Below are 16,650 nucleotides of genomic sequence, written 5' to 3'. Positions count from 1 at the left end.
CGGGCCACCTCCCGGGGCCGGCCGTAACGCCGGATCCTCCCCGTTTACGGGGGAGTGGGGGTGTTTCGCCCTGCCGGAAAGCCCCTAAGCTCTGACGCCCATATAGAGCCGCGACACGCGCTCGTCGGCGATCAGCGCCTGCGCGTCGTCCTTGATGCGAACCTGGCCGAGTTCGAGCACGTAGCCGCGTTCCGACGCCATCAGTGCCTTCTTCACGTTCTGCTCGACCATGAGGATGGCCTTGCCCGCTTCGGCGAGCCTGCGCGCGGTCGAGAAGACGATATCCACCATCTTCGGCGCGAGGCCGATCGACGGCTCGTCCAGCATCACGACCTTGGGGTCCATGATCAGCGTGCGCGCGATTTCCAGCATGCGCTGCTCGCCGCCCGAAAGGCTCGCCGCAAACTCGTTGCGCCGCGCCTTCAGGATCGGGAACATCTCTTCCACCTTGGCCGTGCGCTCCTGAAGGAGCTTGTTGTCGGTGAGGAGATAGCCGCCCATGCGCAGGTTCTCGGCTATGGTCAGCTTGGGAAACACGCTGTGGTGCTGCGGGATGTAAGCGAGCCCCACCGTCAGCATCTGGTAGGGGCTGACGGAAAAGATATCCGTGCCGTCGAGCACGATCTCGCCGTCGCGCACTGGCGTCATGTTGAAGATGGTCTTGAGAATGGTCGACTTGCCGGCGCCGTTCTGGCCGATGACGGTAACGATCTCGCCGGCCTCGACGTCGAGATCGACGCCGTCGACGATCAGCCTGCCGCCGCCATAGCCGCCTTTCAATCCGCGCACTTTCAGCATCGCAGCCGCCTCAACCCAGATAGGCGTCGATGACGCCCTTGTCGGCCTGGACCCGATCCGGCGCGCCCTGCATCAGCACACCGCCCTGATGCATGACGACGATCTCGCTCGCCAGCGACATGATGAACTCCATGTTGTGCTCCACGATCAGGAACGCGATCTTGGTCTCGTCGTAGATCTCGACGATGAAGTCGCGCAGCGTGTTGAGAAGCGTCGGATTGATGCCGGAGGCCGGCTCGTCGAGCAGCAGGATGCGCGGCTTCGACATCAGGCAGGAGACGATCTCGAGAAGCCGCCGCTGGCCGTAGGAGAGCGCGCTCGCCGGTTCGTCGGCGTAGCGTTCGAGGTTGATCAGCCGCAGCAGCCGTCGCGCTTCGTCCTCCGCGCGGGCGCGCGGTCCGCCATTGCGCGAAAAGGCCTGCAGGACCTCCGCTCCGAGACGCTTGTCCTGTGCGCCGAACAGCACGTTGTCGAGACAGGTCTCCTCGGGCAGGACGCGGCATTCCTGGAATGTGCGGGCGAGGCCCTGCCGCGCCAGTTTGAACGGGCGCTTGCCGTCGATGCGCTCGCCATGGAAACGCACCTCGCCGGCATCCGCGATCTGGCGGCCGCAGACGATGTCGAACATCGTGGTCTTGCCTGCACCATTGGGGCCGATGAGCCCGTAGATGCCCGGCTTGTCGAGCGTGAAGCTCGCCGCGTTGACCGCCTTGATGCCGCCAAAGCTCTTGGAGACGTTCCTGACTTCAAGGATGGGCGACAACGGCCTTCTCCCTGTTTGAGAGCTTCCTGTAGGCCGCTTCCACCAGACCGCAGATGCCGCGCGGGGCAAAGCGGGCGAGTGCCAGCAGCACGAAGCCGAAGAAGATGAGACGAAGCTGATTGGCGACGCGCAGGAATTCCGGCAGCGCCACGAAGGTGATGGCCCCGATGATCGGGCCGACGAGGAACCCCGCGCCGCCGAGGATCAGCATCATCATGAGGTTGATGCTCTCCTGAAGCTCGAAGGAGAGCGGGGCGGCCGCGCGCAGGAAGAGCACCTTCATCGCCCCGCCGACGCCCGCGATGGCCGCCGACAGCACGAAGGCGAACAGCTTGTGCGCGAACACGTCCACGCCTCTGGCCGCCGCAAGCGCCTCGTCCTGACGAACGGAGGACAGCGACCGTCCGAAGTCGGATCGCACCAGCAGATATTGCAGGCCGAAGATCAGCGCCGTGATGACGAAGGTCAGCATGTAGAACCCGCCAAGCGAGCGGAACTCGATGACGAGCGATCCGATCTCGATATTCTGCGGGCGCGGTATGCCCGGAAGGCCCTCGGCCCCGCCGGTCAGGCCGTCGAGATTGTTGAACAGCGTGTAGAGGATCATGCCGACGGCCAGCGTCACCACGATGAAGAAGTGGCTGCGAAGCCTCAGGCACGGGATGCCGACGAGCAGGCCGATGCCGCCGGCAGCCACCGCGCCCGCCAAGAGCGACGGCACGAAGGGCACGCCGTAGTCCTTCATCAGGACGGCGGTCGTGTAGGCGCCGACACCGGCGAAGCCCATGTGCCCCAGCGAGACGAGCCCGGTGTAGCCATAGAGCAGGTTCATGCCGATGGCCGGGATCGCGTAGCAGAGCGCAAGCGTCAGCACATAGAGCACGTAAGGCTGACCACCGAAGAGGACAGGCGCGAGCGCACCCACCACCAGCACGACGATCGCGGCGATCAGGGAGTAGATCGGCTTCATGATCAGTGCTCTCCGCGCACGCGCACGCCGAAGATGCCCCACGGGCGGATCAGCAGCATCAGGATCAGGACGCCGAAGACAATCGTGTCGCGATAGTCTGTCGGCACCACCAGCGTGGACATGGATTCGACGATGCCGATGCCCAGGCCGCCGACGATCGCGCCCGGTACGCTTCCCATGCCGCCGATGATGATGGCGGAGAGTGCCTTGAGCATCGGCGCGTCGCCCATCTGCGGGAAGATCAGGAACAGCGGGCCCAGCAGCGCGCCGCCCAGCCCGGCAAGCGCGCAGGCGATCATGAAGGTGATGGTGTAGACGCGGTTCGGATTGATGCCGACGACGACGGCCGCCTCCGGGTGCTGGCTCGTCGCGCGCATCGCTGTGCCGAGGCGTGTTCGCGTCAGGAAGAGATAGAGCGTCGTGACCGCCAGCGTGACCACCCCGATGATGACGAAATGCTGCACCGTGAAGGAGAGCTGCCCCACCTTGACCAGCGAATCCACCGTCTGCGGCCGCATCTGCAAGGCATGTGGTCCCCAGAGCTGCACGACGCCGTTCTGGATGATGAGGATCAGCCCCAGCGACGCGACGATCTGCATGCGCAGATTGTCGCGCAGAGACCGGAAGATCAGCCGCTCCAGCACCATGCCGATCAGTGCGAGCGTGATCATCGAGCAGATGATCGCCAGCGGGTAGCTGCCGGTCAGGTTGAAGAAGAACAGATGCGCCATGTAGCCGCCGACCATGAACAGCACGCCATGCGCGAAGTTCAGGACGTGCATGACGCCGTAGATCAGCACCATGCCCAGCGCCATGAGCACGTAGATCGAGCCCATCATGGCGCCGTTGATGAGCTGCTCGAGGATTGCGGTCGCCATTGCGGCTCCAGGGAGATCAGATGAAGTAAACGGCCGCCTGGCGACACGACGCCAAGCGGCCGCGATGGTCGGATCAGACGGTCAGCCGCTGCCGCAATCGGATGCGAGTTCCGTGGGGAAGATCACCTTGCGGTCGCCGCCCTCGCACCATTCGGTGATGTAGACCGGCGGTGCGGCCTGGCCCTTTTCGTCGAACTTGATCGGCCCGATGACGCCGTCGAACGAGATTTCGGCAAGCGCGTCGCGGATGGCCGAACCGTCGGTCGTCGTGCCGGCAGCCTTCATGGCCTCCACGGCCGCGAAAACCGCATCGTAGGACTGCGCGGCGAAGCCATGCGATTCCTCGCCATACTTCGCCTTGTAGCTGTCGTTGAACGCCTTGATGTTCTCGATCGGCGCGGTCGGCGGGAACGAGTTGTACTGCACCATGCCGTTGAGATAGGTCGCGTTCAGGCGGTCGAGGAAGCGGTTCGAGCCCATGGCCAGCGTGCCGACAAGCTGGGCGTCGAGGCCCGCGTCGCGGATCTGGCGGATGGCGAGCGCACCCGGCTCCTCATCCATCAAGAGCATGATGCCCTTGGCGCCCGCATTGCGGATGTTGGTGATGTGGTTCGAGAAATCGACTTCGCCGACGTTGAAATAGCCGACATAGCCGTCCTTGTAGTCGTCCGGCAGAAGCGCATGCATGCCGTTCACGCCGCCGCGCCCGGCGTCGTTGTTCCAGGCGATGAAGGCCAGCGGCTTGATCTCGTTGGCCTGGATATACTCGGCCAGAGCCCTGTTGAGCTGGTGGTTGTTCGCGTTGATGCGGAAGAAGAACGGATTGCCCTCCTCCGTCAGGTTGGCGGCGGTCGGGACCGTGATGATCAGCGGTACCTGGAAGTCCTGCGCGATCGGCGCTTCGGCGGCCGCCACCGGGCTGCACAGCTCGCCGAGCACGATCGGCACCGCATCGACGGTCGCGAGGCGCTGCATTGCGGATGCGCCCTCGGCGGCATTGCAGCGCGTGTCATAGACCTGGAGTTCCAGCTTGTAGGTGGTTCCATCGAGCTCGAAACCGCCCGCGCCGTTGATCGTCTCGACCGCGAGATTGAAGCCGTTCATCTGGAACTTGCCGGGAGCGGCAAGCGGCCCCGTCTCGGCGGTCACGATGCCGATCGTGACGGTTTCGTCCTGCGCATGGGCTGCCTGCGCACAAAGTGCGGCGGCGAGCGCTGCGGCTATTCTAAGCCTTCCCATTGTCTGCTCCATGTTCCCGTTATTGTTTCAGTCCGTAGACGCGCAGCGCGTTGTCCCTGAGGAACAGGCGCATGACGTCCTCCCGCAGGCCGAGACTCCCGATCTCGTCCATGGTTCTCTTGAAGGCCAGCACCGGAAAATCGGTGCCGAACATCACTTTGTGCCGGCCATAGCTGTTGATGTAGTGGATGAAGGCTTCCGGCCAGTATTTCGGGCTGTGCGCATCCGAGCCGATGAAGACGTTCTCGTGCTTCCAGGCCATGGCGATCATCTCGTCGGTCCATGGAATGCCGATGTGGATGCCGATCAGCTTCAGCTCGGGAAAATCGCAGGCGATGTCGTCGAGCAGGATCGGCCGGGCGACGCTGCGCAGGGGCCGCTTGTCGTAATAGACCAGCGACTGGCCGACCTGCATCTGGATCGGAATGCCGAGCTCGACGCACTTGGCGTAGAAGGGATAATATTTGCGATGGTTCGGCTCGAGCTCGAACCAGTGCGGATAGGTGTGCGCGCCGATGAAGCCCATGTCGCGCACCGCGCGCTCCAGCCGGCGAACGCCTTCCATGCCCTCGGTGGGGTCGACGCCGGCCAGACCGGAGAAGCGGTCGGGATAGGCGGCGACGGCCTCGGCGACCCATTCATAGGGCATGTGCCACGCGCCGGGCGTACCTTCCTGTCCGAGCTTGCAGGCGATCAGGAACGAGCGCTCGATGCCCGCCTCGTCCATCTGCCGGATCATGTCCTCATGGGTGACGGAAGCAACGTCCGCGTCGGCGCGGCCGATCTTCTTCATGTGGAAGGTGCGGGTCCATGCAGGCCGCGCGGCGACGATCTGCGGCGTCAAAGGGTTCACGACTATATCGATGGCGCCAAATGACATTTTCTTATCGCCTCCTGCACGTCTCTGATATATTGTTATGTGATTAATACCAATCTGACAAGGATGTATCCGCGATGGAATCTGCACCCGAAACGGTTGGGGAAGCATGGCTGCGCCTGTTGAAGGCGCGTGGCGTCGATTTCCTCTTTGCCAATGCGGGAACGGACTTTCCATCGATCGTGGAAGGCATCGCGCGGGCCGAGCAGAACGGCATCGACATCCCCCGCCCCATCATCTGCGGGCATGAAAACGCAGCCGTCTCGATGGCGCATGGCCATGCCATGGTCTCCGGCAAGGCGCAGGCCGCGATGGTCCATGTCAATGTCGGCACGGCCAATTCCATCAACGGGCTGATCAACGCGGATCGCGATTACGTGCCGCTGCTGCTCGCCGCCGGGCGCACGCCCTTTCTGGAAGAGGGCGAGGCCGGCGCCCGCTCGCTCAACATCCACTGGGCGCAGGAGATGTTCGATCAGGCAGGCATGGTGCGCGAGAGCGTGCGCTGGGACTACGAACTCAAGGACCCGCGCCAGCTCGAAGCCGCAACGGACCGCGCGCTCGCCATCGCGCACTCCAGCCCGGCCGGGCCCGTCTACATGACGCTGCCGCGCGAACTGCTTGCGATGAAGCCCGCCAGCGAGACGATCAGCGCCGTGCCGCTGATGCTGCCTGCCGGCCCCGGCGCGCCTGATCCGGCAGACGTTCAAGCTGCGGCGGACGCGCTGTCGAAGGCGCGCTTCCCCGTCATCGTCACCGCCCGCGCCGGTGCCGACAAGGCCGTGCCTGCGCTGCTTTCGAGGTTTGCGGCAGCGACAGGCGCACCGGTCGTCGAATATCGCCCCCGCCATCTCAGCCTCTCCAGCGAGGATGCTTTCCACGGCGGGTTCGAGATCGCGCCGTGGATCGCGGATGCCGATCTGATCGTCGTGCTCGAATGCGACGTGCCGTGGATGCCCGCGACCGACAGGACCGCCGACGGGCTCAAGGTCATTCAGGTCGGCATCGACCCCCTTCAGGCGCGCTACCCGCTCCGCGGCTTCCGCTCCGACCTGACGATCCGCGCCTCGGCGAAGCTGTTTCTGGAGGCGATGCTGGACGAACTCAGCGACACCAAGGCGCCCGCGGAACGCAGCGCAACCGTCTCCGCGCGCTGCGCCGCCATGCGCGACAAAGGTCGCGCTTCAGCCTCGCAGATGCCGCGCGAGATCACCATGGCCTGGGCTTCGGCCTGCCTCGACCGCGCGCGTGCGCCGGGCTCGATCCTGGTCAACGAGTATCCGCTCGTGCGCTGGGTGATGACCACGACCGAGCCGGGCGAGTTCTACGGCAGTTCACCCGCAGGCGGCCTTGGATGGGGCCTGCCTGCTGCACTCGGCGCGAAGCTTGCCGCGCCGGAGCGCGAGGTCATCGCCGCCGTCGGCGACGGAAGCCACATCTTCGCCAACCCCATCGCCTGCCACCAGATCGCGGCGGCGGAAAACATCCCCATCCTCGTGATGATCTTCAACAATGCGGGCTGGGGCGCCGTCGCGCGCGCGACGCGCGCCATGTACCCGGACGGCCACGCCGCGCGCGCCAACCGCATGCCGCTGACCCGCTTCGAGCCGGTCCCGGAATTCGCGACGATCGCGCAAGCCTGCGGCTGCTGGGGCGAGACGGTCGAAGACCCTGCCCTTCTGCCCTCGGCGCTCGACCGCGCATTCTCGGAGATACGCGAGAACGGCCGCTGCGCCGTGCTCGACGTTCGCTGCGCCGGCTGAACCATATCCAACGGAGAGACCCCATGTCCCAGGACACCGCCCCGCTTGTCATGCACCCGGCCCTGCCCGACACCGTGATCCAGGCCGCCGCCGACCGGCGCGGCAGGCCGCATGTGTTCGACACGATCGATCCCGCGAAAAGCGCGTTGGTCGTCATCGACCTGCAACGCGCCTTCATGGATCCCGGCGCACCGTCGGAAGTCGCCCGCGCACGCACGGTCGTGCCGAACGTCAACCGGCTCGCCGCCGCCATGCGCAGGGCGGGCGGGCGCGTCGTCTGGATCAGGGCGACGTTCGACAAGGCCGGCTGGCCGAACTTCTTCGACTACATGGTCAACCCGCAGCTTTCCGGCCGCATCCTCGCCGCGCTTCAGGAGGACGCGGACATGCACGCGCTCTGTGGCGAGCTCGACGTCCGGGACGGCGACATGATCGTCAATAAGTACCGCCTGTCGGCCTTCCTGCCCGGCACGAGCAATCTGCCGATCCTGCTTCGCACCGCGGGCGTCGACACCGTGCTGATCGCCGGCTGCATGACCAATGTCTGCTGCGACAGCTCGGCGCGAGACGCCGTCATGACCGATTTCAAGACGATCATGATCGAGGACGCCAACGCGACCCGCACCGACGAGGCGCATATCGCGGCGCTGACGACGTTCCTCCAGAGTTTTGGCGACGTCCGCAAGACCGACGAGATCGTCGCGATGCTGGAAGGCTGATCAGCGCCCCTCGCTGAACGCGGCCTCACGCGCCGCACTCTCCCCGGCAACGAAGCCGAACGCAACGGCCGTCAGCAGGCCGTTGCCCGAGAGATATCCCGACACGTCCGGCCCCGACACACCACAGGCCGCACCGCCTCCGGCAAAGAGATTTGCGAAGGCCGATCCATCCTCGCGCATCACGCGCGCAGTCTCATCGATCATCAGCCCGCCCTGCGTGTGGAACAACGCGCCGGTGACGCGGACTGCGACATAGGGTGGCTTGAGCGCCGGGCATTGGGTGAAGTCGCGGCCGAACGGGTCGGCGGCTTCACCAGTCCGAAAGCGCTCGACGGAGCCAATCGTCTCCGAAAGGACTGCTTCCGCCGCGCCGATGATGGCGGCGAGTTCGCTCACCGTGGCAGCGAACCGGACTGCGCCCGCCTCGACCGCATCGCGATAGTCCGGGAAACCAAGCGCGAAATCGTGGATCGCCTCATCATAGACGTCCCACGCGATTCCGCCCGGCTGTCGCAGCACATGCACCGCCTGTTCGGAATAGCCGCCGCTTTCGCCGGAGAACCGCTCGCCTGCAGCGTTCACCTGAACGCCGCCGCGCATCATCAGCGCCCACGAGATCAGGATGCCGTGCGGGTGCGCGAGCGACCCGTGACCCTGATAGCCCGAGAGATGCTCGACGCGCGCGCCGAGCGCCTCACCCCATCCGAGCGCGCTGCCGCGATTCCCCGCATGGCCGAAATAGAGACCGGAGGCGATTTCGGGGATATGCCTGCCGACAAGCTCCGCATTTCCGCCAAAACCACTCGATGCGATCACCAGCGCCTTGCAGCCGATCGTCTCGCGCGCGCCATTCGGACGAACGATCGTCACCGCACGAACTGTGTCAGCCGAACCCAAATGCAGCGTCTGCGCCTCGGCTTCGGTAACAACGGGAATACCCGCAGCCGCCACCGCCGCCAGAAGCCGCGCCATCAGTGTCGCGCCGGTCTTCTCCGGCACGGCATGCATGCGGTGGCGCGAATGGCCGGGATAGAGGAAGTCGTCCAGCATGATCCATTCGAGACCATGATCGTCGGCGAGCCATTCCAGCGCCGGTCCGATCCGCTCGCTGGCGAGCCTTGCCAGATGCGGAACCACGCGCCCGTGCGTCTTGGCGTCGAGATCGCCCGCGAACCGGTCCGCCGTGTCGTCGGTGACGCCGATTGCATGCTGAAAGCGGGTGGCAGGAGCCGGGATGAAGCCGGACGACATCGAAGTCGAGCCGGTGGGTGAGGCATCGCGCTCGACAACCACGACCTCCGCGCCGGCATGCGCGGCCCGGAGGGCCGCAACAAGCCCGCACGCGCCTGCGCCGATTACCAGAACGGCGGTCTCTACGTCGACGACAGCCGGCATTTCACGGGAAATGCCGGGTCCGCTCATCTCAGAGGCCCGCGATGATCGCCGCCGCTTCGGCGCACGTCACTGGCGTGGCGATCGTGGAGAGATCCGCGATCGAGCGATCATGCGTCTCGGTCTTGAACGCCGCGCAGCCGTCCGTCAGCAAGGCGGTCCTGAAATCGCGCACATGCGCCTCGCGCAGCGTCGAGGCCACGCCGCCATTGGTGACGATGCCGCAGATGATCAGCGTGTCGATGCCGGCCTTGCGCAGCACCCATTCCAGCCGCGACATGTAGAATGCCGAATAGGCGACCTTTTCGATGACGAGGTCCGCCGGCTGCAACGTGTCGACCAGCGAATGCCCCCAGCCGCCGGGCGCGAAGTCGCCCTTGGTCAGGAACGGCCGCAGTTCCTTTAGGTGCGGCGAGATGAAGGGTTCGCCGCCCTTGCCCGGCACCAGCGTGAACTGGGTCGAGATCACCCAGCCGCCCTTGGCGCGCAGCGCGTCGGCCACCGGCTTCACGCGCGCCGGCAGGGCCGCGATCTCTGCACTCTTCTGCCCGCCGCGCGCATAGGCGCCGTCTGCGTGCAGGAAGTCGTTCTGCAAATCGACAATCAGCAGGCCGGTCGTCTTCGGGTCGATGGTCGCGAGATCGAGGCTCATGTCGCCGGCCTCATGACCAGATTGCCGAAGGCATCGACAGTGGCGTTCAAGCCCGGATCGACGAAGATCGTCGTGTCGGCCTGTTCGAGGATCGCCGGTCCCTGGATCGCCGCGCCGACGGCCAGCGCCAGCCGGTCGTAGATCTTCGCCTCGTGGAACGCGCCCTCGGCATAGATGCGCCGCGTGCCGCGCAGGCAGTCCTCGGGCGGCTTACCATCCACGGGTGCGAACACTGCCATGTCGAGCTTCGGCCTGCGGCCCACCACCGCGATGCGGTAGTTCATCACGCGCATCGGAATGTTGTCGAGCAGACGCCCGAAGGCTTCCTTGTAGGCCGCCTCGAAAGCCGTCGCGATCGCCTCGCGCGTCAGCCCGCCCGCGGGCATCTCGACAGGCACGCCGACCGTGTGCGTCTGGCCGAGATAGAGCATGTCGAACTCGTAGATACGCTCGATCTTCTGGAACGCGACTTCCGCCGCCTTCAGAAGCGCTTCCGTGTCTGCCGCGACCGCTTCCATCTCCTTGCCGAGCGCGGCCGCATCGACCTGGCTGAGCAGCGTGTTGACGGTCTGGACGCGGTCGTGGCGCATGTCCGCGACGACGCAGCCCAGCGCGGATGTCACGCCGGGAAACCGTGGAACGAGCGCGGAGCCGAGGCCCACTTCCTTGATCAGCGCGCCTGTGTGCAACGACCCACCGCCACCAAAGGGCATCGCGGCGAAGCGCGCGGGGTCGTGGCCCTTCTCGATTGAGACAAGGCGGATCGCGCCCGCCATCTTCGCGTTGGCGAGTTTCAGGATCGCCTCGGCGGCCTCTTCGATGGTCAGCGACAGCGGCTTGGCGATGTGTTCCTCGACCGCGCGACGCGACGCGTCGACGTCGAGGCGCGACAGCTTTCCGCCGATCGGCCGGTCGGGATTGATCCGGCCGAGAACAAGGTTTGCGTCCGTCACCGTGGGGCGTTCATTGCCCAGACCGTAGCAGACCGGGCCTGGATCGGAGCCGGCCGATTCCGGACCGACCTGTAGCAGGCCGCTGCGATCGACCGATGCGATCGAGCCGCCGCCCGCACCGATCGTGGTGATCTCAATCATCGGCGTGCGCACCACCATGCCGAAATCGATGGAGGTTTGTGCGGCGAGTGCTGCCTTGTTGTTCGCGACCAGCGAGACGTCGAAGGACGTGCCGCCCATGTCGCAGGTGATGATGTCATCGAAACCGGCAGCCTTGGCGATCTCCTGCGCCGCGATCACGCCTGCGGCCGGTCCCGACAGCGCCGTGCGAACGGGATAGCGTTTTGCGGTATCGACCGACATCACGCCGCCATTCGACTGGACGATCAGCACGTCGCCCTTGAATCCGCGCCCGGCGAGGCCTTTTTCGAGACGGTCGAGATAAGACGAGACGACCGGCTGGAGATAGGCGTTGAGCGTCGCCGTCGACAGCCGCTCGAACTCGCGGATTTCAGGCAGGATTTCGGTCGCCGCCGTCACATATTCGTTCGGCCACACGGAGCGCACGGCCTCCACGGCCTGCCGCTCGTTCTCGCCGTTTGCATAGCCGTTGATGAAGAAGACACAGACCGCCTCGCAACCGCTCGCTGCCAGTTCCGCCGCGCGCGCTCTCACCGCCTCGATGTTCACCGGCTCGAGGATCGACCCGTCCGCCAGCGTGCGCTCCGGCACTTCGACGCGATCGCCGCGATCCACCACCGGCGTGAACGAGCCCTTGAGGCCCCATGTGGTCGGGCGGTCTCGGCGGCGCATTTCCAGCACGTCGCGAAACCCTTCGGTCGTGATGATGCCTGTGTGGGCGCCCTTGCGCTCCAAGAGCGCGTTCGTGCCAACGGTCGTGCCATGAACGATGGTGCGGATATCGCCGAAATCGGCCACTTCGCGCGAGATGCCTTCGACGAACCCTTTCGACTGGTCGCCCCGCGTGGACGGCACCTTGGCGGTCGTTACCTTGCCGGTGGCTTCATCCAGAATGAAGACGTCCGTGAAGGTGCCGCCGACATCGACGCCGATCGTGTATTGAGGTTTCGTCATCGTGCCGCCACTCCATGCCGCAGGGCATTCGTCTTGTCGTTGTCCGGTCGTCCCTGCGCGTCGAGCTCGACGCCGTACTCTGCCCTGGCCTTGTCGGCGCTGACGAAGCCGAGCTTCACGTCACGCGCCACGGCATCGGCGTCGCGCGCGAACGGGTTGCCATAGCCGCCGCCGCCGGGCGTCTCCAGCCGCAGCTTCTGGCCGCGCTCGATGTGGATGCCGACCATTTTCGAGACCAGCGGCGGCGTATGGAAGCCATCCTCCTGCTCGTAGGTGAAGCGGTTGTGGACGGCTGGCCCGCCGCCCACAACGCCCTGCGGCGCGAACTTTCCGCGCTCGCCGAACAGGAAGACGTCTGCGTTCTTTTCCAGAAGCTCGATCTCGTAGACCGCGCCCAGGCCGCCGCGATAGGTGCCTGCGCCGCCTGAGTCAGGCCGCAACGCCCATTGCGTGAAGCGCACGGGATAGGCCGTTTCGAGAATTTCCAGCGGGGGGATCGTCGCCGTGGAGATCGGCGCATTGCCGTGGTTCAGGCCATCGCCCGCGCCATGCGCGCCGTGGCCGCCGCCGAAGAAGGAGAACATCACCCAGCGCTGGCCATTGGCGCGATGACCGGCCAATGACAGCGCATTGATCGTGCCGTAGGCGCATGCCATGGCCGGCTCCGGCGCGATCTGGGCCACGGCCTGGAAGACCACGTCGATCAGGCGCAGGATCGTTTCCGTGTAGCCGCCGACCGGCTTCGGCGCGCGCACCGACAAAAGCGAATCCTCGTCGATCCTGAATTCGACCGGCTCTAGCACGCCGGCATTCGCCGGCACGTCGCCGAAGATGTGCTTGAGCGCGACGTAACACGCGGCAACCGTGGTCGAGCGCGATATGTTGACCGGACCGGCGCAGGCCGGCGACGAGCGCGAGAAATCCATGATCATGCGGTCGCCGTCGATCGTCAGGTCGAGCGCGATCTTGAGCGGCTCGTCGGAGATGCCGTCATTGTCCAGAAAATCCTCGGCCGAAACGGTGCCCGAGGGCAGGCTTTCGATCTGCGCGCGCATCATCTGCGCCGCGCGCGACTTCAGCTCCGAGAGGCAGTCGGCAACGGTGCCGTCGCCATACTCGGTCAGGAGTTCGACCATGCGCTTTTCGCCAAGGTCGAGCGCGTTGATCTGTCCGTTCAGATCGCCATAGAGCGACAGCGGCAGGCGCGAGTTGGCCGACAGGATATCGACGATGTCGGAGCGGTAAACGCCGCGGTCGTAGAGCTTGACCGGCGGGATCAGCATGCCTTCCTGAAAGCACTCGGTCGCGGCCGGATTGTAGTTGCCCGGCACGTTGCCGCCGACATCGTGCCAATGGCCGACGGAGGCCAGGAAACAGAACACCTTGCCGTCGCGGAACACCGGCTTGACCAGCCGGAAATCCGACAGATGCGTGCCGCCATCGTAGGGATCGTTGAAAATCCACACGTCGCCTTCGTTGATGCCGCCCTGCCTTGCCGCCTTGTCGATCACCGCCTTGACCGCGAAGGCCATCACGCCGACGAAGATCGGCAGGCCCGACTTGCCCTGCACCAGCGTATCGCCGGTCAAGGCGTCATAGATGCCGTGCGAAGCGTCATGCGCCTCCGCGATGATCGGATTGAACGCCGAGCGGAACAGCGTCGCGTCCATCTCGTCGGCGATCTGCTCAAGGCGTCCTTTGAGGATCGCCAGCGTGATCGTATCGAGCGCCATCAGGCTTCATCCCCGTCATATGATTTGCCGATTTCGAGAAGTTCCGGCGTGCCGATCACCTCGTTGAGGCCGGCGAAGTCGAACATGCGATCGCGGAACGCCTCGTTGGAGCCGTTGGCCAGCAGGTTGGCGTAATAGTCGCGCGCGGTGGCCGCCACGGCGCGGACGATGCCGCCCGGAAAGATCACGAAGCTGAAGCCGCGCGCCTGGAGGTCGCCGGCGTCCACGATCGGCGTCTTGCCGCCTTCGACCATGTTGGCCATCAGGGGCACGCGGCCCCGGAAGCGTTCGCAGATCGTGTCGAGTTCCTCGACCGATTGCGGCGCCTCGATGAAGAGCATGTCCGCGCCCGCCTCGACATAGGCTTCGGCACGCTCGATCGCCGGGCCGAAGCCCTCGACCGCGATCGCGTCGGTGCGCCCGATGATCAGCGTATCGTCCGACGCGCGCGCGTCGCACGCGGCCCTGATCTTGCCGACCATCTCGGACAGCGTAATCAACGACTTGCCGTCGAGATGGCCGCAGCGCTTCGGCATCGTCTGGTCTTCGAGCTGCAGCGCGTTCGCGCCCATGCGCTCGAAGACACGGACGGTGCGCTGCACGTTGAGCGCGTTGCCGAAACCGTTGTCGGCATCGACGACGATGGGAAGTTCGATGCGATCCCGCACGGCCGCGATCGTGTCCGCCACCTCGCTCATCGACACGAGCCCGATGTCGGGACGGCCGAAGCGCGTATACGCCAGCGACGCGCCGGAGAGGTAGACGGCTTCCGCGCCGGCCTGTTCCGCGATCAGGGCCGACAGTGCGTCATAGACGCCGGGCGCCAGCAGGATGCGGTCATCCGCCAGGCGCTGTTTCAGTGTTCTTGTCATTGGCGTGCCTCGTCCTTGCGCTTGGCCGCAAAGCGCTTCTTCAGATGGGGCACCAGGCCGCCATCGGAGAGCATCTGCTTCAGGTTCTCGGGAAGCGGCTCCAGCCGCAGTGTTGTGTTCTTGGCCGTCAGGGCCAGCTCGCCCGCATCGATGTCGAAGCGGCATGGGTCGCCGTCCTCGACATGGCTCAAATCCTTGCCCACCAGCACCGGCAGGCCCAGATTGATCGCGTTTCTGTAAAAGATGCCGGCAAATGATTGCGCGATCACGCAGGCGACACCGAGATGGCGCAGCGCCTCGGCGGCCTGTTCGCGCGACGAACCGATACCGAAATTCTCGCCGCCGACGAGCACGTCGCCCGGCCTCACGCTCGACGCGAAATCGGGCCGAACGGCTTCGAGGCTGTGGCGCGCCAGTTCCTCGATCCCGCCGCGCATATACTGGCCGGGCGCGAGCTGGTCGGTGTCGATGTTGTCGCCGACGAGGAAGACGCGGTTCATGCACGAGCCTCGGAAGGCAAATGGTGGCGCGGATCGGCGACGCGTCCCTCGATCGCGGAGGCGGCGACCGTGAGCGGCGAGCCCAGCCAGACCTTGGACGAATTCGCCCCCATGCGGCCTTGGAAATTGCGCGCCGTCGACGAGATGCAGGTCACATCCTCGCCAAGGCGGTCCGTGCCGTATCCGGCGCAGATGCCGCACGCATTTGGGAGGATGCGCGCGCCGATATCCTCGAACACCTTCATCAGCCCCTCATCCTCTGCGCGCTTCTGGTCGTCGCGCGAGGAGGGGGCCACCATCATCTCGACGCCGGCCGCGAGCTTTTGCCCGCGCAGGATCGCGGCGGCGGCGGCAAGGTCGTCATACTTCGCGCCGGTGCAGGCGCCGATATAGGCGACGTCGATCGCGGTGGCGGGCGCATCCTTCGCAGCCATCGCGTTGGCCGGCGAATGCGGCGCCGCAACCTGTGGCTCCAGCGTCGCTGCATCGAAGACATGATGTTCGAGCACCGCCGCGTCCGGGTCGGTGAAAAGGCTCTGCCAATCGCCCGCGTCGCCATTGTGAGCCGCAAGCCAGTCGGCGGTCGTCCGGTCGGGCGCGATCAGCCCGGCCTGCGCGCCGAGTTCGGCGGCCATATTCGACATGGTCATGCGCTCCTGCATCGACAGCGCGCGAACGGCCTCGCCGGTATATTCCACGGCCTCGTATTTGCCGCCGCCCATGCCCAGCCGGCCGCATAGCGCCAGCATCATGTCCTTGGCGACGACGCCAGTGCCGAGGCGGTTCTGCCACTCGATCAGGATCGTCTCGGGAACGCGCAGCCAGATTTCGCCGGTCGCCAGAACGCCCGCCATCTCGGTCGCGCCGATGCCGAACATGTAGGTGCCGAACGCGCCGCCTGTCGGCGAGTGGCTGTCGCCGCCGACGACGAACATGCCGGGCTTGAGATGCCCCTTTTCCGGCAGCACCACATGGCAGATGCCCTGCCCATCGTGAAACGCGACCTTGCGCTCCTTCGCCCAGGCGCGGGTCAGTTCCAGAATGCGCGCGCCTTCGTCAGTGTCGCCGGGCACGAAATGGTCGGAGATGAGAACGACCTTGCCGGCGTCGAACAGGCCGACGCCGAGGTCCTTCAGGATCGGCTCCACGCGGCGTGGCCCGCCCGAATCATGGATCATCGCGAGGTCGATGCCCGCGGTCACGATCTCGCCGGGGCGCACGGATACACGCCGGGAAGCGCGTGCAATGATTTTCTGCGCCAATGTCGCAGCCATCTACCGGCCTCTCAGGACTGAAACGCCGACGCAGGGAGACGCGCTTCGCGCACCCTTTTCGCATCGATCAAACAGTACCGTACTCACCTGGTCGCCCCGCCGCTCTCTGAGCCTAACTCTAATGGTATATCAATATACCATTATGTCAATTTGGGAAGCGCTGGCGAACCGT

The 16,650-nt window shown here is 65.5% G+C and carries 15 protein-coding genes; 2 read left to right on the top strand and 13 right to left on the bottom strand.

The features are described 5' to 3' along the window. Nucleotides 1-84 precede the first annotated feature (84 nt). The 6 genes from AAFN55_RS04515 to AAFN55_RS04490 form a co-directional block, all read right to left on the bottom strand. Complete coding sequence (locus AAFN55_RS04515) at nucleotides 85-798, bottom strand: ABC transporter ATP-binding protein (protein WP_347797680.1); 714 nt, start codon at nucleotides 796-798, stop codon at nucleotides 85-87. Nucleotides 799-808: 10 nt separating this feature from the next. Continuing rightward, nucleotides 809-1,561: an ABC transporter ATP-binding protein gene (locus AAFN55_RS04510; RefSeq protein WP_347797679.1), complete on the bottom strand. Its 753-nt coding sequence runs from the start codon at nucleotides 1,559-1,561 to the stop codon at nucleotides 809-811. Next, on the bottom strand, nucleotides 1,545-2,531 hold the full coding sequence (locus tag AAFN55_RS04505) for a branched-chain amino acid ABC transporter permease (protein ID WP_347797678.1): 987 nt from the start codon (nucleotides 2,529-2,531) through the stop codon (nucleotides 1,545-1,547). Before AAFN55_RS04505 ends, AAFN55_RS04510 begins: the two co-directional genes overlap by 17 nt. A 2-nt stretch (nucleotides 2,532-2,533) precedes the next feature. Next, entirely contained in the window at nucleotides 2,534-3,409 is an 876-nt protein-coding gene (locus AAFN55_RS04500) for a branched-chain amino acid ABC transporter permease (RefSeq protein WP_347797677.1), read from the bottom strand. A gap of 81 nt (nucleotides 3,410-3,490) precedes the next feature. Continuing rightward, nucleotides 3,491-4,648 carry an ABC transporter substrate-binding protein gene (locus tag AAFN55_RS04495; RefSeq protein ID WP_347797676.1) on the bottom strand — a complete coding sequence of 386 codons (1,158 nt, stop codon included), beginning with the start codon at nucleotides 4,646-4,648 and terminating at the stop codon, nucleotides 3,491-3,493. Between the two features lie 19 nt (nucleotides 4,649-4,667). Continuing rightward, the gene (locus tag AAFN55_RS04490; protein ID WP_347797675.1) at nucleotides 4,668-5,528 is read right to left on the bottom strand and encodes an amidohydrolase family protein; all 861 of its coding nucleotides are present in this window, start codon (nucleotides 5,526-5,528) and stop codon (nucleotides 4,668-4,670) included. A 74-nt stretch (nucleotides 5,529-5,602) separates the two neighbouring features. On the opposite strand from AAFN55_RS04490, the gene AAFN55_RS04485 reads away from it, so the two are divergent. Beyond that, on the top strand, nucleotides 5,603-7,288 hold the full coding sequence (locus AAFN55_RS04485) for a thiamine pyrophosphate-requiring protein (protein WP_347797674.1): 1,686 nt from the start codon (nucleotides 5,603-5,605) through the stop codon (nucleotides 7,286-7,288). A gap of 23 nt (nucleotides 7,289-7,311) precedes the next feature. Continuing rightward, nucleotides 7,312-8,007: an isochorismatase family cysteine hydrolase gene (locus AAFN55_RS04480; RefSeq protein ID WP_347797673.1), complete on the top strand. Its 696-nt coding sequence runs from the start codon at nucleotides 7,312-7,314 to the stop codon at nucleotides 8,005-8,007. On the opposite strand, the gene AAFN55_RS04475 is transcribed toward AAFN55_RS04480, so the two are convergent. From AAFN55_RS04475 to AAFN55_RS04445, 7 genes are read right to left on the bottom strand one after another with little or no spacing between them, the layout of a single operon-like run. After that, on the bottom strand, nucleotides 8,008-9,429 hold the full coding sequence (locus tag AAFN55_RS04475) for an FAD-dependent oxidoreductase (protein WP_347797672.1): 1,422 nt from the start codon (nucleotides 9,427-9,429) through the stop codon (nucleotides 8,008-8,010). It abuts the gene before it with no gap. Between the two features lies 1 nt (nucleotide 9,430). Continuing rightward, nucleotides 9,431-10,051, bottom strand: a complete 621-nt coding sequence (locus AAFN55_RS04470; RefSeq protein ID WP_347797671.1) for a cysteine hydrolase — start codon at nucleotides 10,049-10,051, stop codon at nucleotides 9,431-9,433. Continuing rightward, nucleotides 10,048-12,099 carry a hydantoinase/oxoprolinase family protein gene (locus AAFN55_RS04465; protein WP_347797670.1) on the bottom strand — a complete coding sequence of 684 codons (2,052 nt, stop codon included), beginning with the start codon at nucleotides 12,097-12,099 and terminating at the stop codon, nucleotides 10,048-10,050. Before AAFN55_RS04465 ends, AAFN55_RS04470 begins: the two co-directional genes overlap by 4 nt. After that, nucleotides 12,096-13,835, bottom strand: coding sequence for a hydantoinase B/oxoprolinase family protein (locus AAFN55_RS04460; protein WP_347800181.1), 1,740 nt, complete (start codon nucleotides 13,833-13,835; stop codon nucleotides 12,096-12,098). The genes AAFN55_RS04465 and AAFN55_RS04460 overlap by 4 nt, the downstream gene beginning before the upstream one ends. After that, on the bottom strand, nucleotides 13,832-14,704 hold the full coding sequence (locus AAFN55_RS04455; RefSeq protein WP_347797669.1) for an isocitrate lyase/phosphoenolpyruvate mutase family protein: 873 nt from the start codon (nucleotides 14,702-14,704) through the stop codon (nucleotides 13,832-13,834). The genes AAFN55_RS04460 and AAFN55_RS04455 overlap by 4 nt, the downstream gene beginning before the upstream one ends. Continuing rightward, on the bottom strand, nucleotides 14,701-15,204 hold the full coding sequence (locus tag AAFN55_RS04450) for a 3-isopropylmalate dehydratase (RefSeq protein ID WP_347797668.1): 504 nt from the start codon (nucleotides 15,202-15,204) through the stop codon (nucleotides 14,701-14,703). Before AAFN55_RS04450 ends, AAFN55_RS04455 begins: the two co-directional genes overlap by 4 nt. Next, on the bottom strand, nucleotides 15,201-16,478 hold the full coding sequence (locus AAFN55_RS04445; RefSeq protein WP_347797667.1) for an aconitase/3-isopropylmalate dehydratase large subunit family protein: 1,278 nt from the start codon (nucleotides 16,476-16,478) through the stop codon (nucleotides 15,201-15,203). Before AAFN55_RS04445 ends, AAFN55_RS04450 begins: the two co-directional genes overlap by 4 nt. Nucleotides 16,479-16,650 lie beyond the last annotated feature (172 nt).

Origin of the sequence: Mesorhizobium sp. CAU 1732, from assembly GCF_039888675.1 — a bacterium.
Taxonomy (GTDB): domain Bacteria; phylum Pseudomonadota; class Alphaproteobacteria; order Rhizobiales; family Rhizobiaceae; genus Aerobium.
The sequence above is the reverse complement of the archived record's forward strand: the minus strand, read 5'-3'. Positions and strand labels throughout refer to the sequence as shown.